We start from the raw sequence: 19,285 nt of genomic DNA, 5'->3' as shown, positions 1-19,285 counted from the left end.
GGTCACCCGCCTCCGAAGTCCCTTGACCTTTCCTGTGAAGTCGCTGTGCGCGTCAGTCGTCGGTGTCGCGGTCCACCTCGTCGTCGTCCTCGTCGCCCACGTTCACCAGCGCGCTGCCCGCCACCTGATCCTGCGCGAGCGCCTCCAGGAAGGCCCTGGCCCAGCGGTCGACGTCGTGCGCGAGCACCTGCCTGCGCAGCGCCCGCATGCGGCGGCGCCTGGTGTCGCGGTCGTCGTCCACCGCGGCGACGATGGCGTCCTTGACGCTGTCCAGGTCGTGCGGGTTGCAGAGGTAGGACTGGCGCAGCTCGGCCGCCGCCCCGGTGAACTCGCTGAGCACCAGCGCGCCGTTCAGCCCGCTGTGGCAGGCCACGTACTCCTTGGCCACCAGGTTCATGCCGTCGCGCAGCGGCGTCACCAGCATGACGTCGGCCGCGACGAAGAAGGCCACCAGCTCGTCCCGCGGGATGGGCCGGTGCAGGTAGTGCACCACCGGGTAGCCGACCCTGGCGAACTCGCCGTTGATCCGGCCCACCTGGCGCTCGATGTCACCGCGCATCTGGATGTAGCTGTCCACCCGCTCCCGGCTCGGCGTCGCGAGCTGCACCATGACCGTGTGCGTCGGGTCGACCCGGCCGTCGACGAGCAGCTCCTCCAGCGCGTTCAGCCGGATATCGATGCCCTTGGTGTAATCCAGCCGGTCGACGCCGAGCAGGATGGTCTTCGGGCTGCCCAGCTCGGCCCGGATCTTGGCGGCGCGCTCGCGCACCGACCGGCGCCGGGAGAGCTCGTCCAGCTCCGCGGAGTTGATCGAGATCGGGAAGGCGCCGACCCGCACCGTGCGGAACCCGACCTGGACCACGCCCAGCTTGGAGCGCACGCCGATGGTGCCGCGCGAGGTGGGCTGCCCGGCCAGCCTGCGGGCCAGGTAGAGGAAGTTCTGCGCGCCGCCGGGGAGGTGGAAGCCGATCAGGTCGGCGCCGAGCAGCCCCTCCACGATCTCGGTGCGCCACGGCATCTGCATGAACAGCTCGACCGGCGGGAACGGGATGTGCAGGAAGAAGCCGATGGTCAGATCCGGCCGCAGCATGCGCAGCATCTTCGGCACCAGCTGGAGCTGATAATCCTGCACCCAGACGGTCGCGTTCTCCGCCGCCACCTTCGCGGTGGCCTCGGCGAAGCGCCGGTTGACCTCGACGTACGCGGCCCACCAGGTCCGGTCGTAGACCGGGCGCACGATGACGTCGTGGTAGAGCGGCCAGAGCGTGGCGTTGGAGAAGCCCTCGTAGTAATCGGCCACCTCGTCGGCGGAGAGCGGCACCGGGTGCAGCTCCAGTCCGTCCTCGATGATCGGGTCGACGTCGACGTCCGGGATGCCCGCCCAGCCGACCCACGCCCCCTTGTTGCTGCGCAGCACCGGCTCCAGCGCGGTGACCAGGCCACCGGGGCTGCGCTTCCAGCGGCGGGTGCCGTCCGGCAGCCGCTCCAGGTCGACCGGCAACCGGTTGGCGACGACCACGAAGCCGGAGCCGCTGCCCGCGACGGGCGCGTAGTCGGCGGCGGTGCCGCCGCCGGATGGTTCGGGCCCGGCGTCGGGCGAGACGGTGTCGGTGTCGTCGGACTGGTGGTCGTTCATGTGATCCACTCACGCATCCTTTGCGCGTCGAGGCCGCTGACGAGCGTCTGCCGCAGTGTGCTGTTGTGTGCGTCGGTTCCGGCCCGTCGACGGCGCCCTCGGCGTCGACTGTCCGGTTACGTCTACTCGGGGCGGGGGCCCGCCCCGATGCCGAGCATGGCCAGCAGCATCCGGCACTCGTCGGCGTCCGCGGCGTACGCCGCGACCACCCGCTGTGCCTGACGTGCGGTTTCGTCGGCCAATGGCTCGAGATCGTCGTCCGCGATGTCGTTCGCGCTGCCCTTCGCGGCCATCTGTCAGTCCTCCCGGCTAATACGCTGGTCTCTGCGAATAGTCAATGATATCCGGCGCCGGTGAGCGGGTTCCCCGCGCCCGCGCTCCGAATGCCACGTCGCGCGACGTTCATGCACACCCCCCGAGTTGTCCACAGCCCCGCCGGTGCCGTGCACACCGCCGCCCCGCTCCCTATACCGTGGACCACGAAGCACCTCCACGAAAGGACCGAGAACGATGCCGCTGGCAACGGTGAACGGAATCTCGCTCAACTACCAGGTCAAGGGCGACCGCTCCAGGGGCACCGATGTCAAGGGCGCGGGCCCGCTGGTCGTCATGATCATGGGTACCGGCAGCCCCGGCCGGGTCTGGGAGCTGCACCAGGTGCCCGCCCTCGTGGCCGCGGGCTACCGCGTCTGCACCTTCGACAACCGCGGCATCGCCCCGTCGTCCGAGTCCGCGTCCGGCATCGCCATCGAACAGATGGTCGCCGACACCGCCGGGCTCATCGAGCTGCTCGACGAGGGCCCCGCGCTGGTCGTCGGCACCTCCATGGGCGCCAGGGTGGCCCAGGAGCTCGCGCTTGCCCGCCCCGAGCTGGTCCGCAAGGCCGTCTTCATGGCCGGGCACGGCCGGCTCGACCAGTTCCAGAAGACGCTCTCGGCCGGCGAGCACGAGCTCGACGCCAGCGGCGTGCGGCTCCCGCCCAAGTACGAGGCCGCGCTCACCGCCGTCATGAACCTCTCGCCCGCCACCATGGCCGATACCAACGCCGCCCGCGACTGGCTCGATCTCTTCGAGTTCACCGGAGGCCCGGTCACCCCGGGTATCCGGGCCCAGCGCAAGATGGACCACGATTTCGACCGGGTACAGGCGTACCGGGGCATCACCGTGCCGTGCCTGTCGGTCGGTTTCGCCGACGATCGGATGATCCCGCCCTACCTGTCCCGCGAGGTCGCCGATGTCATCCCGAACGCGCGCTACCAGGAGGTTCCCGACGCCGGGCACTACGGTTACCTGGAGCGGCCCGAAGCGGTGAACAAGATCCTGCTGGATTTCTTCGCCGCCTGAGGTAATGGCCCAGCGGTAACACCCGGCTTGCTAGGGTCGAAACAACGCTCGGGCTCATCGTGGTCGTGCCCGGGCCCCATCCCCGACCAACGCGCCAGTATCTCAGTGAGGTGAAATGAGCACCAACCCCTTCGATGACGAAGACGGCCGCTTCTTCGTTCTGGTCAACGACGAGGAACAGCACTCCCTGTGGCCGGCCTTCGCGGAGGTCCCGGCCGGATGGCGAGTGGTTTTCGGCGAGGACAGCCGCGCCGCGTGCGTCGAGTACGTGGAGAAGAACTGGACCGACATGCGGCCCAAGAGCCTGCGTGACGCGATGGCCGCCGACGACGCGGCCCGCCAGGGCGCCCAGTCCTGACCCTCGTTCCGATACTGCGCCGGGACGATCGACCCCCGCCGGGTGGCACGAAACCTTCGTGCCACCCGGTGCGGTGCCGGATATGATGGCACCGCTTTTCCGCCTCCTTAGCTCAGTGGTAGAGCACTCGCCTTGTAAGCGAAAGGTCGTCAGTTCAATCCTGACAGGGGGCTCTTCACCTGAGAACGGCTCCGATGCAGGTCGGAGCCGTTTCCACGCGCTAGCCACAACCGTCGGCCGCTCGTTCGGCCGCACTGTGGACGCAACTTCGTCCAGCCGTTCCGCCATCGCGTCCAGATCGCTGTCGAACAGCAGGCCGTCGGATGCATGGTCGAACCTGGACGAGCCGGAGGCAGGTGGCGGGGCGCCAGATCGGTAGCTGTGCGACGAGGCGGGCGTCATGCGGCCTGCCTCGTGCAGCACCCGCAGGGCGGCGGCCTTGCGCGCGCACGAGGGCGTCGCACTCCCGGTGCCGCTGCGTCGCCTGGTGCGCTTCCACGACGGACAACCGCCGCTCCGGTGCCTCGTGCGGCCAACCGGCGGGCCAGTACTGCGATCGCACGTCGGCCTCCAGCCCTTCCGCCCGCAGGCGCTCGCTCAGCCCGGCTGCGCGGTACTCCGGCGGTAGGCGATCCGGTAGGCAGCGACTGAGCGCCAGCAGTGGCGCCAGCACCACCACGACAACCGCGGCCCCGACCAGGACAGCCTCTGCCCATTCGTTCATGCGGCGAACCCCCTGTTGCGTGCCGTTGGGTGGCACCCGCCGCCGGGGACGTACCGGTCCGGCATCGGTGCGCGGCCGGATGCGGAGTGGTGCGCGGAAGGGTGTCGCGCGGCATCAACCCGGCGGCGGGGCCGAAAAGCACGCTATGCGTGCGTAATTGGCCGGGGCTACGAAAGTGCGCTGAAGTGCGTGAGGGATTGCCTTTCCTCTGCTCGAGCTGTGACCATCGATAGGGCACGCACTCCGTGCCACACCGGGGGAAGGGGCATGACCATGCGAGTTCGATTCATCGGCGGTGAGTCCGGCGGCGACGGATCACCGCGGCTGTACGTCACAGTGACCGACCCGCCGCAGTACGCGGTGCAGGGCTGGCTGACCGCCGATCCGGGCGTCGGGCGAGCCCGTCACCGATCCGGAAGCCCTGGACATGATGCGGATTCCGGCGCACGAGGCGGCTGTGCTGGTGCCGATCGGTCAGGAGGTGCGTCGGGATGCGCCTGCTACACGGCGCGGGTGAGCTGCGGCCGGTGTTCCGCACGGCGCACCGGTCCGCCTTCCACCTCGAAACACACGACGACTACATGAGCGAGAACGAATCCGCGTCCCTCGCCGCCTTCCGGGCGGACGAGAACACCGACCCGGGCGGGGAGTGGTTCTCGGGATGGACTGACCACGTATCCGCGACGGTGGCTCGTGGGGCGGCTGTGCGCCGCGTGCGGATCGTCACGGAGCCGCACACCCAGTACACGCGGTATCTGCTCGCCCTGAGCCGTCACAACGTCGCAGCTGGGGAGGAAATCAGCTACTTGCCCCGGCACGATGCCGAGCCGTCCGACGCAGCTGCCGACGACTACTGACTGTTCGATGAGCACTCGGTGGCGTTCTCGCTGTTCGATGCGCGCGGGGTATGGGTCGGCGCCGCGCTGACCGACGACCCCGTGATCGTCGCGCGCGCAGTAGCGCTCCGTGACCGCGTGTGGTCCGCGGCCACGCCGTTCCAGGAGTACGCGGCTCGATGAACGGGGCTGCGCGGGCGAAAGCAGCGCTCGGGGCGCGACTGCGGGAATTGCGCCGGGACGCTGGGCTGGATGGTCGCCAGCTCAGCACCGCCGCCGGATGGCACTGGTCGAAGACATCCAGGATCGAGAACGGCAAGCAGATGCCGAGCGAAGCGGACCTCGCCGCGTGGTGCCGGGTCTGCGATGTTCCGCTGGCGCTGCCCGATCTCGTCGCGGCGCTGCGGAACGTCCGCGCCCAGTGGTCGGAGTGGCGGCGCATCACCGCGACCGGACACACCCGCCGCCAACAGCGCGGCCGGGAGATCGAATCCACGGCTCGGCAGCTCCGCATCTACAACCCGACGATCGTCCCCGGGCTGCTACAGACCGAGGACTACGCCCGCGCCGTCTTGGCGCAGTGCATCGGTTTTCTCGGTACGCCCGATGACCTGGAGGCGGCGGTGGCAGCACGTCTCGAGCGACAAGGCATCGTGCGGACCGGTGGCACGCGAGTGGCCGCGCTCGTTCACGAAGCTGCGCTGTACACCACTCTCGGAAACGACGCAGTGACCTCCGCGCAACTGCGGCACCTACTCGACGTGGCGTTCGGCAACCCCCGGCTGTCCTTCGCGATTCTGCCGCTGACCGCGGAGTTCGTGTATCTCAGCGGCAGCTTCCACCTGTTCGACGGGCGGCAGGCTCTGATCGAGACCGCCAGCGCCGAACTCAGCATCACCGCGCCGGGCGAGCTGGAGCTGTACGAACGGCTATGGGCCGGGCTGTGCGGGCACGCAGTCTCCGGAGACGCCGCCCGCGCGCTCATCACGTCAGCGCTGGCCGCACGACGCGGCGGCGCGTAGCTCGCCGCACAGCTGCTCACTCGAACTGTTCGAAGGTGACTTCGTAGCCATCCGGATCGAGGCCGGAGAAGATGCGCGCCCAGACGACGCTCTCCCGGTCGCTGGTTATCGGCAACCCCTCCGCCTGCCACAGCTCGTAAGCGGCATCCAGGTCAGGAACGGGGATGGCAAGGACGACGCCGAGGCCGCGCGGCGCGGTGCGGATCAACTGTTCGCGCTCGGTGTTGTTGTAACCGTGGCTCTCCAGCGCGGAGAGGATGAGCCAGGTGTTGCGGAAGGTGAGGTAGCGCAATTCGGGCTGGTCGTCGTTGGGGATCTCGCGGAAGCCGAGGCGCAGGTAGAGGGCGGCGGAGCGGTGCAGGTCGCGGACGCGCAGACCGATCTTGAGCTGTTTGGCACCCATCACCGACCCGAGTCTGGCATGAATCTCAGCCGGTGATGATCGGTACCAGGTAGCGGCGGGCGAACTCCTCGAGCTCCGCCTCCGTCGAAAGCTCCCGGCTCCCGTGCGGCGCGAGGATGAGCGAATGCACGATCCGGCAGACGATTTCGGCGCGGGTGACGAGATCGTCGGGGGAGGTGAGCAACCCCCGGTCGGCGGCGCGCTGCATGGCGGCCGCGGTGGCGGCGATGGACATGGCGAAGGTGGTGGCGCCCTCGGAGGTCAGCTTCAGGACTACGCGCTCGGGTTCAAGGGACAGCATGCGCTGGGCGAGGGGATTGGTGCGCCAGCGGCCGATGACGGTGACGAAGATATCGACGACCAGGTCATCGACGACATCGTGGCGCTCGGCGATATCGGCGATCTCGGCCAGCACCGTCCCGACCTCCCGGCTGACGACCGCCTGCACCAGATCGTCGCGGGACCCCATGCGCCGGTAGACGGTGACCCGGTCGACCCCGGCCTCCCTGGCCACATCCTCGATCGTCGTCTTCTTCACGCCCACGGCGTGGAAGCGGGTGAGCGCGGCATCCAGGATCCGCGCTTCGACGGTGTCGGGATCGGCGCGGGTCACGGCGTTCTGGATGGAGGCGGACACCCTTCGACGCTAGCAGAACCGCAGGAGGGTGCAACGTTCTCCGTTGAATTGTTGCCGCAACATTGAAATGAACTTTGTTGCACTGTACGGTCAAGTTATGACTGAGACCGAGGCGCACGCGATCGAGGCCCGCGATGTGCGGTTCGACTTCGATTCGGTGCCGCTGCATTACATCCCGGGTGAGGTGCTGGCCACCCACATCGTGAACGTCATGCACCTGGTGCTGCCGGAGGGGGAGCGGGCGATGGCGCAGGCGCTCAGCGAGGCGCTGCCCCACATCCGCGATCCGCGGCTGCGGGAGGAGGTGCAGGGGTTCGTCGGGCAGGAGACGACGCACGCGAACAGCCACGAGGCGGCGCGCAAGCACCTGCAGTCCATCGGGCTGGATGTGGAGTCGTACGTCGGCAAGATCGCCTGGTTGGTGGATCGGCTGCTCGGTGACCACGGGCTCGATGGCCGCGCGAAAGAGGAGTGGCTCAAGGAGCGGCTCGGGCTCTTCGCGGGGATGGAGCACTACACCGCGGTGATCGGGGAGTGGTTGCTCAATGCCGACGTGCTCGCCGAGAAGGGCATGCACCCCGCCATGCTCGACCTGGTGCGCTGGCACGGCGCCGAGGAGGTCGAGCACCGGAGCGTGGTCTACGACGCCTACATGTACCTGGACGGCGGCTACGCGCGGAAGGCGCGCACGGCGGTGCTGGCCGGCGCGACGCTGCTGCCGCTCTTCATCATCTCGACGGCGTACCTGTATCGGAAGGATCCGTCGCAGGACAAGGGGCGGTTCTGGGGATCGCAGTTCGTCGGCGCGACGCTGCGCGGGGTGGTACCGAGCTGGACCGTCTTCTTCTCCGAGCTGCCGCGCTACCTGCGCCCCGGCTTCCACCCCTCGCAGCTGGGGCCGATGGACAAGGCGCTGCGCTACCTGGCGCACTCGCCCGCGGCCAGGGCGCATTCGTGACCGCCCCGCTGCGGCTGCTCGGCACCGCGATGGACATCTACAAGCAGGTGTTCGTGGCGGGGGCGGCGGCGCCGCTGCTCTCCAGCCCGCGGCCGGTACGGAACAGCGGCTTCGACCGCGATGTGGTGGTCGAGGCGGTGGAGCAGGTCGCGCTCGACGTGGTCGCGCTGACGCTGCGCGCCGCGGACGGCGGCGCGCTCCCGAGCTGGCGGCCCGGCGCGCACCTGGAGCTCTTCCTGCCATCGGGCAGGCAGCGCCGCTACTCGCTCTGCGGCAACCCGCGCGACCGCTTCCGCTACCGGATCGCGGTCCGGCTCATCCCGGACGGCGACGGCGGGTCGCGCGAGGTGCACGAGACGTTGCGCGCGGGCGAGACGCTGCGGATTCGCGGTCCGCGCAATGCCTTCGGGTTCGTGGCGGCGCCGTCGTACCTGTTCCTGGCGGGGGGAATCGGGATCACGCCGATCCTGCCCATGGTGCGGGCGGCGGGCGAGCGCGGGCGGCTGATCTACCTCGGCAGCAGCCGGGATCGAATGCCGTTCCTGGCCGAACTGCCCGGCGCCGAGGTGCGCCCGGACGACGAATTCGGCCCGCCGGACATGGCCGAGCTGCTGGCCCGAGCCGAGCCGGGCGCGGCGGTGTATGTGTGCGGCCCGCCCGGCATGCTCGCGGCCGCCCGGCGGCTGGCCTTCGACAGCAACCCCACCGGGTCACTGCACGTGGAGCGGTTCGCCCCGGCGCCGGTCGAGGGCGGGCGGGAGTTCGACCTCACGCTGGCGCGCACCGGCCGCACGGTGCGGGTCGGCGCCGCCGAGACCGCGCTGGCCGCCATCCAGCGCGTGAATCCGCAGGTGCCGTACTCGTGCAGGCAGGGCTTCTGCGGCAGCTGCGAGACCGGGGTGCTCGCCGGCGCGGTGGAGCACCGCGACCGGGTGCCCGCGGCGCTGGCCAGGCCCGACCGCATCCGCCCGTGCGTCTCCCGCGCGGCGGGTACCGCGCTGGTACTGGACTGCTGAGAGGGATCCGATGGAACACAACCACGTGCTGATCGTCGGCGCGGGCTTCGGCGGCATCGGGCTGGCGATCAAGCTGCGCGCGGCGGGCTTCGACGACCTCGCGGTGCTGGAGCGCGCCGCCGAGCTGGGCGGCACCTGGCAGGCCAATACCTACCCGGGCGCCGCCTGCGACGTGCCCTCGCACCTGTACAGCTACTCCTTCGCGCCGAATCCGGACTGGTCGCGCACCTACGGGAAGCAGCCGGAGATCCTGGCCTACCTGCGCCGGGTCGCGGAGCGGCACGATGTGCTGCGGCACATCGAGTTCCGCACCGAGCTCACCGACGCGCGCTGGGACGAGGAGGCCGCGCTCTGGCGGGTCGAGACCTCGCGCGGGCAGCGCACCGCGGCCTTCCTGATCTCGGCGGCGGGCGTCTTCGCCGAGGCCAAGTACCCGAACCTGCCGGGGCTGGAGACCTTCGAGGGCACCGCCTTCCACTCGCTGCACTGGGACCACGGCCACGACCTCACCGGCGAGCGGGTCGCGGTGATCGGCACCGGCGCCTCCGCAGTGCAGTTCGTGCCGGAGATCCAGCCGCAGGTCGCGACGCTGACGGTGTTCCAGCGCTCGGCGCCGTGGATCGTGCCCCGGCTGGACCGGCCGACGCTCGGTGCGGAGCGGCTGCTGCTGCGGAAGGTGCCGCTGGTGCGGCGGGCGATCCGGGCGGGCTGGTACACCGCCATCGAGGGGTTCGGGCTGGTCTCGCTGGTGGACAAGCGGTTCCGGCACCTCTACGAGGCGCTCGGGCGGTTCCAGCTGCGCAGGCAGATCGCCGATCCGGAGCTGCGCGCCCGGGTCACGCCGGACTACATGATCGGCTGCAAGCGGGCCATCTTCTCCGACGCCTACCTCCCCGCGCTCGCCGCGCCGAACGTCGAGGTGGTCACCGCCGGGATCGCCGAGGTGCGGCCGCGCTCGATCCTGCTGCGGGACGGCACCGAGCGGCCGATCGACACCATCGTCTACGGCACCGGCTTCACCCCGACGCCGAGCGTCTACGGCAGGTACATCGGCCGGGACGGGCGCAGTATCGCCGAGCTGTATGCGGACCGGCCGCAGAGCTACCTCGGCATCGCGGTCGCCGGGTTCCCGAACTTCTTCAGCACGCTCGGGCCGTTCGGGGCGGCGGGCAACCAGTCCGCCATCTTCATGATCGAATCGCAGATCGGCTACATCGTCGACGCGCTGCGGACGGCGCGGCGCACGGGCGCGAAGCGGGTGGAGCTGCGGCCCGAGGTGCAGGACGAGTTCCTGGAGGAGATGCGCCGCCGCAGCGCGGACACGGTCTGGCTGACCGGCGGCTGCGACAGCTACTACACCACCGCGGACGGCGCCAACTCCGGGCTCTACCCGAACTGGAGCTTCGAATACCGCCGCCGCACCAGCCGTTTCGACATCGACTCCTACGAGGTGAGCGCATGATCCGCGCACTGTTCCGGGTTTCCGACTACCGGGTTCGCGACCACGTCGTTCTGATCACCGGGGCGGCGCAGGGCATCGGCCGGGAGCTGGCCACCGTGCTGCATCGGCGCGGCGCGGTGGTCGCGCTGGCCGATGTGGACGAGGTGGGCGCCAAGGCCGCGGCCGCCGCGCTCGGCACGCGCGCCGCCGCCTTCGGGGCCGACGTCACCGACCGGGCGGCCATGGCCGACGTGGTGGCGCGGGTGGTCGAGCGGTTCGGCGGGCTGGATGTGGTGGTGGCGAACGCGGGCATCGTGCCGAAGCCCGCCACGCTGCGCACCATGGACCCGGCGGTCTTCGACGCCGTGCTCGGGGTGAACCTGACCGGCGCGTTCAATACCGTCAAGCCCGCGCTGGACGCCATCGTGGCGAGCCGGGGGCACGTGGTGGTGGTGTCGTCCTGCGCGGCCTTCGCGCCGGGCATGGCCGGGTCGCCGTACATGATCAGCAAGGCGGCGGTGGAACAGCTCGGCCGGGCGCTGCGGGTCGAGCTGGCCGCGCACGGCGCCACCGCGGGGGTCGCCTACTTCGGCATCGTGGACACCGCCATGACGCACGAGACGCTGGACCGCGACGACCTCGGCCGCCGGGTGGAGGCGCTGCTGCCGTGGCCGCTGAACGTGCGAATCAGCGGCGCCGAGGCCGCGCGGGTGATCGCGGACGGCATCGAGCGGCGGGCGCCGCGCACCATCGCACCCGCGGGCTGGGAGCCGTACGCGCTGTTCCGCGGGGCGATCAACGTGGCGCTGGACGCCAAGCTGGCCAGGGACCGCGGGCTGCACGCGCTCCTGCACGCCGTCGAGGAGCGGGTGCGCGGCGCGCTGCCGGGGGATCGGAGCGCCTCCGCCGCACCGTGACGGCGCGGCGGGGCGACCTCACTCCGGGACGTTGTCGGAGAAGCCGAGGTCGCGCAGCGCGGCCTTGATCTTCGCCTGCGCGTCGTCCAGCGACTCGGCGCTCGGGTTCGGGTCGGCGCCGGAGATGTCGAAGTTGCCCATCTCGTAGGCCGGGAAGACGTGCACGTGCAGGTGCGGCACCTCCAGCCCGGCGATCAGCAGCCCGGCGCGCGGGGCGTCGAAGGCCGCGCGCACCGCCTTGCCGACGGTCTGCGCGACGCCGGTGAGCCGGGCGAAGACGTCGGCGTCGACGTCCTGCCACTGGTCGATCTCCTTGCGCGGCACCACGAGGACGTGGCCCTGGGTGACCGGCGCGATGGTCAGGAACCCGACGAACTCGTCGTCCTCCCAGACGAAGCGCCCCGGCAGCTCACCGGCGATGATCGCGCTGAATACGGAAGCCATGCCCGCAGCGTAGCCGCAGGCGGAGCCCGAAAACACCGCAGTCAGCGTCCTTATACCCCGACGAAGTGCGACAGGATGCCCTGCACCTCGTAGATGTCGACCTGCCGGTTGAACTTCTTCTGCAGCGGCTCCGGCGCGCCGGAGATCCAGATCACCAGCTCGGCATCGAGATCGAAGGTGCCAGCGGTCTCCACCGCGAAGTGCGTGATCGCGCGGTACGGCACGCTGTGGTAGCTCACCTTGCGGCCGGAGAGCCCCTGCTTGTCGACCAGGATCAGCCTGCGATTGGTGAAGAGCATGGCATCGCGCACCAGGATGTAGGCCGAGTAGATCTGCTCGCCGTTGCCGAGCAGCCGCCCGTACTCCTGCTGCGCGCGTGCGGGATCCACGCTGCCCGCGTTGCCCATGATTCCGTCGATCAAGCCCATCGGATCTCCCCGTCCCGGTCGTGCCGCGGCGCCTCGCCGTCCTTCCTCCACTATGCCTGCGCAGCGGCGGCGGCCAGGTCACCTTCGTCCTCTACGCTGTTGCGCGTGCGCGCACTCGTCATCGGTTCCGGAGCCCGTGAACACGCCCTCGTCCTCGCCCTGCGCAAGGACCCGTCGGTGACGGCCGTCGTCGTCGCGCCGGGCAATGCCGGCATCGCCCAGCACGCCGAGCTACGGCCGGTCGACCCGTCCTCCGGCGAGGCGGTGGTGGCGCTGGCCCGCGAGGTCGGTGCCGACCTGGTGGTGATCGGCCCCGAGGTGCCGCTGGTGCTCGGCGTCGCCGACGCGGTGCGGGCGGCCGGGATCGCCTGCTTCGGCCCGTCCGCCGCGGCGGCGCGGATCGAGGGCTCCAAGGCGTTCGCCAAGGACGTCATGGCCGCCGCCGGGGTGCGCACCGCGCACAGCGAGATCGTGGACAACCCCGCCGACCTGGATGCCGCGCTCGACCGCTTCGGCCCCACCTGGGTGGTCAAGGACGACGGGCTGGCGGCGGGCAAGGGCGTCGTGGTGACGCCGGATCGCTCCGCCGCCCGCGATCACGGCGCCGAGCTGCTGGAGCAGGGGCACCCGGTGCTGCTGGAGTCGTTCCTGGACGGGCCGGAGGTGTCGCTGTTCTGCCTGGTGGACGGGGAGACTGTGGTGCCGCTGCTGCCCGCGCAGGACCACAAGCGGGTCGGCGACGGCGACAGCGGGCCGAATACCGGCGGCATGGGCGCCTACACGCCGCTGCCCTGGCTGCCCGCCGACGCGGTCGAGGAGATCGTGCGCGACGTGGTCGCGCCGGTCGCCGCCGAGCTGGTGCGGCGGGATGCCGCGTTCTCCGGGCTGCTCTACGCCGGGCTCGCCATGGGGGCGGCCGGACCCGCGGTGGTCGAATTCAACTGCCGCTTCGGCGATCCGGAGACGCAGGCGGTGCTCGCGCTGCTGGAGAGCCCGCTCGGCGAGCTGCTGCACGCCACCGCCACCGGGCGGCTCGCCGAGGCGCCCGCGCCGCGCTGGGCCGAGGGCGCCGCGGTGACCGTGGTGCTCGCCGCCGAGAACTACCCGGCGCGGCCCCGGCTCGGCGATGTCATCGGCGGCGCGGGGGAGACCGGCCCGGACGAGGCGACCGTGCTGCACGCCGGGACGGCGCTGCGCGACGGCGCGCTGGTCTCGGCAGGCGGCCGGGTGCTGAACGTGGTCGGCACCGGCGCCGATCTGGCGGCCGCGCGGGAGCAGGCGTACGCGCGGATCGGCTCGATCAAGCTGCCGGGGAGCCACTACCGCACCGATATCGGGCTCGGCGCGGTCGAGAACCGGATCTCGCTCAGTTCAAGCTGAGGCCGCGGAGCGCGAACCAGCGCTGCGGGTCCACGTGCTGGCCCCGCTCGATCACCTCGAAGTGCAGGTGCGGGCCGGTGGAGTCGCCGCGGTTGCCGATGCGGGCGATCTGCATGCCCGCGGGCACCCGCTCGCCGACCGAGACGAAGAAGTCGTACATGTGGCCGTAGACGGTGACGGTGCCGTCGTCGTGCCGGATTCGCACCCAGAGGCCGAAGCCCTGGGCCGGGCCCGCGTCGATGACGGTGCCATCGGCGACCGCGTAGATCGGTGAGCCGATCGGGCCCGCGATATCGATGCCCTGGTGCATGGTGCCCCAGCGGGAGCCGAAACCGCTGGTGAACAGGCCCCTGGCCGGGAGGACCATGCCGCCGGGGCCGGGGATGACCGAGCCGGGGGTGCTGCCGGGGACCGGGGCGATGCCGGTGCTGAGCCACGGGACCGCCTCGCCCGCCGCGGCCGCCGCCGCCTCGGCGCGAGCGCGTTCGAGGGTGGCGCGGGCGGCGGCGGCGACCACGGCCTGTTCGCGCAGGCGTTCGCCATTGGCGACGGCGTCGAGGAGGCGGCGGACCGACGGGGTCGCGCTCTGGACCTGCGGGGGGTACGGGAAGGCGACGCGCTGTGCTTCGCCGGGGGCGAGCGGGCGGTCGACGATGGCGCCGTTGTTCGCGGCGTCGCCGGTCGCGAGGACGACGATCGCCAGCAGGGCCGCGATGAGGTAGCGGTGGTCCTTGGCATGGGTGCGCAGGTCGTCCGTGGACGGGCGGCGCTGCCAGAGCTCGCGGAGGGTGGCGGCGGCGTCGTGCCGCAGGGTTCTCAGGGTGGACCAGCCCGCCCAGGAGCTGGGGTCGCGGGCGCGGAGCGCGAGGGGGCGAGGTGTCGCGGTGCCGTCGGGGTCCGCCGCGCGTGCGCCGCGCTCCGCCGCGTCACGCTCGTCGTCACCGTCCCCCGCGCCCGCGTCGTCGCGCTCGCCCGCGCCGGAATCACGGGGGCCGACCTCCGGCGCATCGCTTGCGCCGCCACTCCCCGCCACCTCCGGCGCAGCCGGGTTCCCCCGCCGCCACCGCTTCCGCCAGTCGGGCGGGACGATCACGGTGCCCCCGGTCACCCCGGCGCGGTCGAGGCGGGGGCTGCGCGCCTCATCGTCCATCGCGCCGACAATAACCCCGGTTACCTGCGGACGGGTGCTCTACCGTCGGACGGGTGTCCAGAGAATCGCGCCGGTCGGCCATTCCCCCTTTCTACGTCATGGACGTCTGGAAGGCCGCCGCCGCGCGCGCCCGCAGCCACGGTGACGTGCTGGTACTCGCCGCGGGGCAGCCGTCGACCCCCGCTCCGGAGCCGGTGCTGCGCGCCACCCGCGCGGCGCTCGGCGCCGAGCTGCTCGGCTACACCGAGACCTTCGGCATCCTGCCGCTGCGCGAAGCCATCGCCGAGCACCACACCGCCACCTACGGCTACCGGGTCGACCCGGACGAGGTCGTGGTGACCACCGGCTCCTCCGGTGCCTTCACCCTGCTCTTCCTCGCCGCGTTCGACCAGGGTGACACCGTGGTGGTGGCCCGCCCCGGCTACCCCGCCTACCGCAATACCCTCACCGCGCTCGGCTGCCGGGTGCTGGAGCTGGACTGCGGCGCGCAGACCCGGTTCCAGCCGACGGTCGCCATGCTGGAGACGCTGCCCGAGCCACCGGCCGGGCTGGTGGTCGCCAGCCCGGCCAACCCCACCGGCACCATGATCGACCCGGCCGAGCTGGCCGCGCTCGCCCGCTGGTGTGCGGCGAACGGCACGCTGCTCATCTCGGACGAGATCTACCACGGCATCACCTACTCCGACAGCATCGGCGGCACCTCGTCGGCCTGGGAGACGTCGAGGGAAGCGGTGGTGATCGGCTCGGTCTCGAAGTACTTCTCCATGACCGGCTGGCGGCTCGGCTGGATGCTCGCCCCGGCCGGGCTGCGCCCCGCGCTGCAGCGGCTGGCCTCGAACATGACGGTCTGCCCGCCCGCCGTCTCGCAGTACGCCGCGCTGCACGCCTTCGGCGCGGAGGCCAAGCGCGAGCTCGACGGCCACGTGCGGCGCTACGCCACCAACCGGCGGCTGCTGCTGGACGGGCTGCCGAAGATCGGCATCACCGACCTGGCCCCGGCCGACGGCGCCTTCTACGCCTACGCCGACGTCGGGCACCACACCAGGGATTCGCTGGCCTGGTGCGCCGAGGTGCTCGCGCACACCGGCGTCGCGCTGGCGCCCGGCCTCGATTTCGACACCGCGCGCGGGCACCGCACGGTTCGCTTCTCGTTCGCCGGGGCGACCGCCGATATCGAGGAGGCGCTGGCCCGGCTCGGCCCCTTCCTGGACCGCTGAAACACCCTGTCTCAGCGCCATTGTCTGAAGTAGCTGGCTTGCAACAACTTTGCGCAGTACGGCACCGCGGGCGGCCCGATGGGGTAAAAATCGGGTAACTGTGTTCTTCCTCTTTCGATTTCGCACGGATGTATTGATGACGACTGGCACGATGGCACGGTGATAACCGCGACGACCCCGAAAGGCGAACGGCGTCGCCAGGCTCTGGTTGCAGCCGCCGCAGAGCTCCTGCTCGAAGGCGGTTTCGAGGCGGTGCGGCACCGATCGGTCGCAACCCGCGCTGACCTGCCATTGGCATCGACGACGTATTACTTCGAATCGCTCGAGGATCTGATCGCGCGCGCGGTCGAGTTCGCGGGCAATGCCGAACTGGAGGCCATGCGCAGGCGGGTCGGCGAGGTGAGCCACCGCCGCCGGGGCGCGGAGGCGACCGTCGACCTCGTGCTCGACCTGCTGGTCGGCCCCGATGGCACCGACGACGTCGCGCGCGGCAGGCTGATCGCCCGCTACGAGCGCTCGGTCGCCTCAGCCAGGCACCCCGAGCTACGCGGCGTGCAGCTCCGACTACGCCAGCAGCTCGACGAGCTGCTGGCCGACGTACTGCGCCGCTCCGACCGGGTGGTCCGGCAGGAGCAGCTGCGCAGGCTGGTGGCGGTGGTGGACGGCGCGGTGGTCGCCGCGCTCGGCGAGATGAACCCGGAGCCGCGCCGGGCCGCGCGCGGCGCGCTGCTCGAGGTGATCGACATCGTCGCCCCGGCGACGTCCCAGCAGCCCGATCGGCTCCGGTCACTAGACTGACCGGACGTGACCACTGCCGAGACCGCCCCCGCACCCGAGAACACCGCGCCCGGCCGGGTGCCCAACGTGCTCGCGACCCGCTACGCCGGGCCCGAGCTGGTGCGGCTGTGGTCGCCGGAGAACAAGATCGTGCTGGAGCGCAGGCTCTGGCTGGAGGTGCTGCGCGCGCAGTCCGAGCTCGGGGTCGACGTGCCCGCCGAGGTGGTGGCCGACTACGAGCGCGTGATCGACCGGGTCGATCTCGGCTCGATCGCCGCGCGCGAGCGGGTGACCAGGCACGACGTCAAGGCCAGGATCGAGGAGTTCAACGCACTGGCCGGCCACGAGCAGGTGCACAAGGGCATGACCAGCCGCGACCTCACCGAGAACGTGGAGCAGCTGCAGCTCCGGCTCTCGCTGGAGCACGTGCACGCGCACGGCGTCGCGGTGGCGGCCCGGCTGGCCGAGCGCGCCGCCGAGTACCGCGCCCTCGTGATGGCCGGGCGCTCGCACAATGTCGCCGCGCAGGCCACCACGCTCGGCAAGCGCTTCGCCTCGGCCGCCGACGAGCTGCTCATCGCGCTCACCCGGCTGCGCGAGCTCATCGACCGCTACCCGCTGCGCGGCATCAAGGGGCCGATGGGCACCGCCCAGGACATGCTGGACCTGCTCGGCGGCGACCCGGAGAAGCTGGCCCGGCTGGAGCGCCAGGTCGCCACGCACCTCGGCTTCGGCACCGTGCTCACCAGCGTCGGGCAGGTGTATCCGCGCTCGCTGGACCACGACGTGCTCTCCGCGCTGGTGCAGGTGGGGGCCGGGCCGTCGTCGTTCGCGCACACCGTGCGGCTGATGGCCGGGCACGAGCTGGTCACCGAGGGTTTCCAGCCGGGGCAGGTGGGCAGCTCGGCCATGCCGCACAAGATGAACACCCGCTCCTGCGAGCGGGTGAACGGGCTGCAGGTGGTGCTGCGCGGGTACGCCTCGATGGCCGCCGAGCTGGCGGGCGCGCAGTGGAACGAGGGCGACGTCTTCTGCTCGGTGGTGCGCCGGGTCGCGCTGCCGGACGCCTTCTTCGCCATCGACGGCATGATGGAGACCTTCCTGACCGTGCTCGCCGAGTTCGGCGCCTACCCGGCGGTGGTCGCCAGGGAACTCGACCGCTACCTGCCGTTCCTCGCCACCACCCGGATCCTGATGGCGGCGGTGCGCGCCGGGGTCGGGCGGGAGACCGCGCACGAGGTGATCAAGGAGCACGCGGTCGCGGTGGCGCTGGCCATGCGCGAGCAGGGGCGCGAGCCCGACCTGCTGGACCGGCTCGCCGCCGACGATCGGCTGCCGCTGGACCGGGCCGCGCTCGATGCCGCGCTCGCCGACAAGTCGGCTTTCGTCGGCGCCGCCGACGCGCAGACGGAGGCTGTGATCTCTGCGGTCGAGGAACTGGTGGCCCGCTACCCGGATGCCGCCCGCTACACCCCCGCGCCGATTCTCTGAGCACGCGGCCCCGGAGTCCAGTGTCCCGTCTGCGCTCGGCGGCGGGGCGGTTGCGCGCGGTGGCAGCGCAGTCGCGGGCGGTGGCGCCGCGGTCGCGCGCCGTGCGCTACCTGCGCCGGTTCGCGCTGCGCGATAGTGGTGCCGTGAATCCGTACACGATCTTCGCCGACATCATCGCCGGGCGGGCACCGGCCAGCGTGGTGTACGACGACCCCGACGTGCTCGCCTTCCTCGACATCCGCCCGGTCACCCCCGGCCACCTGCTGGTGGTGCCGAAGGTGGTGGCGCGCAACCTCGCCGAGCTCGACCCGGCGCTCGGCGGCAAGCTGTTCCAGGTGGGGCAGCGGCTCGCGGCGGCGCTGCGCGAGAGCGAGGTCGGCTGCGACGGGGTCAATTTCTTCCTGGCGGACGGGGTGACGGCGGGCCAGGAGGTGTTCCACGTGCACCTGCACGTCATCCCGCGCACGCCGGGCGACGGGTTCGGGCTGCGCGCACGGGCCACCTCCCCGCAGCGCGCCGACCTGGACTACCTCGCCGGTTCCATTCGCGGCGCGCTCTCCCGCTGACCCCGCGCGGACCACGGCCGCGTCGAGCACGCCGCCGGTAGTGCTGCTGTCAGCCCTGCAAGACGAGGGGTTTGCGCACCGATCCGGACAGGACGGCTGGTACGAGGTCGGGTAGTTCGGCGGGAAGCAGTTTGTCGGTGGTCGTGGCTAGTTCGGCGGCGGTCCACCAGCGCCACTCGACCATGCCCGCGCGTTCGTTGGCTGAGTGCTTCGGGGTGACCGCCGGTAGCGGGGTGTCGACCCGAGCCAGGAACACGCTGTCGATGCGGTGATGGTCGCGGCCACGGTAGTGGAAGCGGCTTTCTCGGTCCCACAGGTGCGCGGCGACATCGGCGATGACAAGGCCGGTTTCTTCGGCAAGCTCGCGGCAGGCGGTCTGCTGGAGCGTTTCACCGGCATCCTGCCCCCCGCCGGGCAACTCCCACCAGTGATGGTCGGGGGCGTCGGGATCGCGGGCATGGATCAGCAGGACCCGGTCCTCGGCGTCCACCAGGACCACACGGGCGCCGATCCGTACGGCGGGCTCGTCAGGGTGCAAAG

At 71.3% G+C, this 19,285-nt stretch carries 20 protein-coding genes, 1 tRNA gene and 1 pseudogene; 14 read left to right on the top strand and 8 right to left on the bottom strand.

Annotation, left to right across the window (positions count from 1 at the left end):
- Positions 1-52 precede the first annotated feature (52 nt).
- Together NH2_RS02580 and NH2_RS29145 are read right to left on the bottom strand one after the other, a co-directional pair.
- Complete coding sequence (locus NH2_RS02580; RefSeq protein WP_067647410.1) at positions 53-1,636, bottom strand: alpha,alpha-trehalose-phosphate synthase (UDP-forming); 1,584 nt, start codon at positions 1,634-1,636, stop codon at positions 53-55.
- A gap of 122 nt (positions 1,637-1,758) precedes the next feature.
- Positions 1,759-1,929, bottom strand: a complete 171-nt coding sequence (locus tag NH2_RS29145) for a hypothetical protein (protein ID WP_169811435.1) — start codon at positions 1,927-1,929, stop codon at positions 1,759-1,761.
- Between the two features lie 217 nt (positions 1,930-2,146).
- Here NH2_RS29145 and NH2_RS02575 point away from each other — a divergent pair, with 217 nt between their 5' ends.
- From NH2_RS02575 to NH2_RS02555, 5 genes and pseudogenes are all read left to right on the top strand, one after another.
- Positions 2,147-2,980, top strand: coding sequence for an alpha/beta fold hydrolase (locus NH2_RS02575; protein ID WP_067647406.1), 834 nt, complete (start codon positions 2,147-2,149; stop codon positions 2,978-2,980).
- Positions 2,981-3,095: 115 nt separating this feature from the next.
- Positions 3,096-3,338, top strand: a complete 243-nt coding sequence (locus tag NH2_RS02570; RefSeq protein WP_011207082.1) for an MbtH family protein — start codon at positions 3,096-3,098, stop codon at positions 3,336-3,338.
- A gap of 101 nt (positions 3,339-3,439) precedes the next feature.
- Positions 3,440-3,511, top strand: a tRNA-Thr gene (locus tag NH2_RS02565).
- Positions 3,512-4,553: 1,042 nt separating this feature from the next.
- Positions 4,554-5,081: pseudogene (locus NH2_RS02560) on the top strand (DUF6879 family protein).
- On the top strand, positions 5,078-5,920 hold the full coding sequence (locus NH2_RS02555) for a helix-turn-helix domain-containing protein (RefSeq protein ID WP_067647400.1): 843 nt from the start codon (positions 5,078-5,080) through the stop codon (positions 5,918-5,920). The pseudogene NH2_RS02560 and the gene NH2_RS02555 overlap by 4 nt, the downstream one beginning before the upstream one ends.
- A gap of 16 nt (positions 5,921-5,936) precedes the next feature.
- On the opposite strand, the gene NH2_RS02550 is transcribed toward NH2_RS02555, so the two are convergent.
- Together NH2_RS02550 and NH2_RS02545 are read right to left on the bottom strand one after the other, a co-directional pair.
- Positions 5,937-6,323 carry a VOC family protein gene (locus NH2_RS02550; protein WP_067647397.1) on the bottom strand — a complete coding sequence of 129 codons (387 nt, stop codon included), beginning with the start codon at positions 6,321-6,323 and terminating at the stop codon, positions 5,937-5,939.
- 25 nt (positions 6,324-6,348) lie between these two features.
- Positions 6,349-6,960, bottom strand: a complete 612-nt coding sequence (locus tag NH2_RS02545) for a TetR/AcrR family transcriptional regulator (RefSeq protein ID WP_245650383.1) — start codon at positions 6,958-6,960, stop codon at positions 6,349-6,351.
- Between the two features lie 97 nt (positions 6,961-7,057).
- Here NH2_RS02545 and NH2_RS02540 point away from each other — a divergent pair, with 97 nt between their 5' ends.
- From NH2_RS02540 to NH2_RS02525, 4 genes are read left to right on the top strand one after another with little or no spacing between them, the layout of a single operon-like run.
- Complete coding sequence (locus NH2_RS02540; protein ID WP_067647394.1) at positions 7,058-7,918, top strand: metal-dependent hydrolase; 861 nt, start codon at positions 7,058-7,060, stop codon at positions 7,916-7,918.
- Between the two features lie 29 nt (positions 7,919-7,947).
- Positions 7,948-8,934 (top strand): PDR/VanB family oxidoreductase, encoded by a 987-nt coding sequence (locus NH2_RS02535; protein ID WP_067647720.1) that lies wholly within the window; start codon positions 7,948-7,950, stop codon positions 8,932-8,934.
- Between the two features lie 10 nt (positions 8,935-8,944).
- Positions 8,945-10,396: a flavin-containing monooxygenase gene (locus NH2_RS02530; protein ID WP_067647391.1), complete on the top strand. Its 1,452-nt coding sequence runs from the start codon at positions 8,945-8,947 to the stop codon at positions 10,394-10,396.
- Complete coding sequence (locus NH2_RS02525) at positions 10,393-11,292, top strand: short-chain dehydrogenase/reductase (RefSeq protein ID WP_067647388.1); 900 nt, start codon at positions 10,393-10,395, stop codon at positions 11,290-11,292. Before NH2_RS02530 ends, NH2_RS02525 begins: the two co-directional genes overlap by 4 nt.
- Before the next feature lie 18 nt (positions 11,293-11,310).
- Here the strand turns inward: NH2_RS02525 and NH2_RS02520 are convergent, their stop codons facing one another.
- Complete coding sequence (locus tag NH2_RS02520; RefSeq protein WP_067647385.1) at positions 11,311-11,736, bottom strand: HIT family protein; 426 nt, start codon at positions 11,734-11,736, stop codon at positions 11,311-11,313.
- A 50-nt stretch (positions 11,737-11,786) separates the two neighbouring features.
- A complete protein-coding gene (locus NH2_RS02515) occupies positions 11,787-12,164 on the bottom strand; it encodes a PH domain-containing protein (RefSeq protein WP_067647382.1) in 378 nt (125 codons plus the stop codon).
- Positions 12,165-12,269: 105 nt separating this feature from the next.
- Between NH2_RS02515 and purD the strand changes: the two genes are divergently transcribed.
- Positions 12,270-13,544, top strand: coding sequence for a phosphoribosylamine--glycine ligase (gene purD, locus NH2_RS02510; protein WP_067647379.1), 1,275 nt, complete (start codon positions 12,270-12,272; stop codon positions 13,542-13,544).
- On the opposite strand, the gene NH2_RS02505 is transcribed toward purD, so the two are convergent.
- A complete protein-coding gene (locus NH2_RS02505) occupies positions 13,531-14,694 on the bottom strand; it encodes a M23 family metallopeptidase (protein WP_084505147.1) in 1,164 nt (387 codons plus the stop codon). The genes purD and NH2_RS02505 overlap by 14 nt on opposite strands.
- Positions 14,695-14,747: 53 nt before the next feature.
- Between NH2_RS02505 and NH2_RS02500 the strand changes: the two genes are divergently transcribed.
- From NH2_RS02500 to NH2_RS02485, 4 genes are all read left to right on the top strand, one after another.
- Positions 14,748-15,911: a pyridoxal phosphate-dependent aminotransferase gene (locus NH2_RS02500; protein ID WP_218021652.1), complete on the top strand. Its 1,164-nt coding sequence runs from the start codon at positions 14,748-14,750 to the stop codon at positions 15,909-15,911.
- A gap of 159 nt (positions 15,912-16,070) precedes the next feature.
- Positions 16,071-16,709, top strand: a complete 639-nt coding sequence (locus NH2_RS02495; RefSeq protein WP_067647370.1) for a TetR/AcrR family transcriptional regulator — start codon at positions 16,071-16,073, stop codon at positions 16,707-16,709.
- 6 nt (positions 16,710-16,715) lie between these two features.
- Positions 16,716-18,179 (top strand): adenylosuccinate lyase, encoded by a 1,464-nt coding sequence (purB, locus tag NH2_RS02490; protein ID WP_245650382.1) that lies wholly within the window; start codon positions 16,716-16,718, stop codon positions 18,177-18,179.
- Positions 18,180-18,322: 143 nt separating this feature from the next.
- Positions 18,323-18,745 (top strand): HIT family protein, encoded by a 423-nt coding sequence (locus tag NH2_RS02485; protein ID WP_067647714.1) that lies wholly within the window; start codon positions 18,323-18,325, stop codon positions 18,743-18,745.
- A 49-nt stretch (positions 18,746-18,794) separates the two neighbouring features.
- Here the strand turns inward: NH2_RS02485 and NH2_RS02480 are convergent, their stop codons facing one another.
- Positions 18,795-19,283, bottom strand: coding sequence for an NUDIX hydrolase (locus tag NH2_RS02480; RefSeq protein ID WP_067647367.1), 489 nt, complete (start codon positions 19,281-19,283; stop codon positions 18,795-18,797).
- Positions 19,284-19,285 lie beyond the last annotated feature (2 nt).

Source organism: Nocardia harenae NBRC 108248, from assembly GCF_001612885.1.
GTDB lineage: Bacteria > Actinomycetota > Actinomycetes > Mycobacteriales > Mycobacteriaceae > Nocardia > Nocardia harenae.
Note: the sequence above shows the minus strand (reverse complement) of the source record. Positions and strands in the feature narration are given on the sequence as shown.

Excerpts from the sequence above, each read along its gene's own strand:
- NH2_RS02580 (WP_067647410.1), bottom strand. The coding sequence starts at position 1,636 with ATGAACGACCACCAGTCCGACGACACCGACACCGTCTCGCCCGACGCC.
- NH2_RS29145 (WP_169811435.1), bottom strand. The coding sequence starts at position 1,929 with ATGGCCGCGAAGGGCAGCGCGAACGACATCGCGGACGACGATCTCGAG.
- NH2_RS02575 (WP_067647406.1), top strand. The coding sequence starts at position 2,147 with ATGCCGCTGGCAACGGTGAACGGAATCTCGCTCAACTACCAGGTCAAG.
- NH2_RS02570 (WP_011207082.1), top strand. The coding sequence starts at position 3,096 with ATGAGCACCAACCCCTTCGATGACGAAGACGGCCGCTTCTTCGTTCTG.
- NH2_RS02555 (WP_067647400.1), top strand. The coding sequence starts at position 5,078 with ATGAACGGGGCTGCGCGGGCGAAAGCAGCGCTCGGGGCGCGACTGCGG.
- NH2_RS02550 (WP_067647397.1), bottom strand. The coding sequence starts at position 6,323 with ATGGGTGCCAAACAGCTCAAGATCGGTCTGCGCGTCCGCGACCTGCAC.
- NH2_RS02540 (WP_067647394.1), top strand. The coding sequence starts at position 7,058 with ATGACTGAGACCGAGGCGCACGCGATCGAGGCCCGCGATGTGCGGTTC.
- NH2_RS02535 (WP_067647720.1), top strand. The coding sequence starts at position 7,948 with ATGGACATCTACAAGCAGGTGTTCGTGGCGGGGGCGGCGGCGCCGCTG.
- NH2_RS02530 (WP_067647391.1), top strand. The coding sequence starts at position 8,945 with ATGGAACACAACCACGTGCTGATCGTCGGCGCGGGCTTCGGCGGCATC.
- NH2_RS02525 (WP_067647388.1), top strand. The coding sequence starts at position 10,393 with ATGATCCGCGCACTGTTCCGGGTTTCCGACTACCGGGTTCGCGACCAC.
- NH2_RS02520 (WP_067647385.1), bottom strand. The coding sequence starts at position 11,736 with ATGGCTTCCGTATTCAGCGCGATCATCGCCGGTGAGCTGCCGGGGCGC.
- NH2_RS02515 (WP_067647382.1), bottom strand. The coding sequence starts at position 12,164 with ATGGGCTTGATCGACGGAATCATGGGCAACGCGGGCAGCGTGGATCCC.
- NH2_RS02505 (WP_084505147.1), bottom strand. The coding sequence starts at position 14,694 with ATGGACGATGAGGCGCGCAGCCCCCGCCTCGACCGCGCCGGGGTGACC.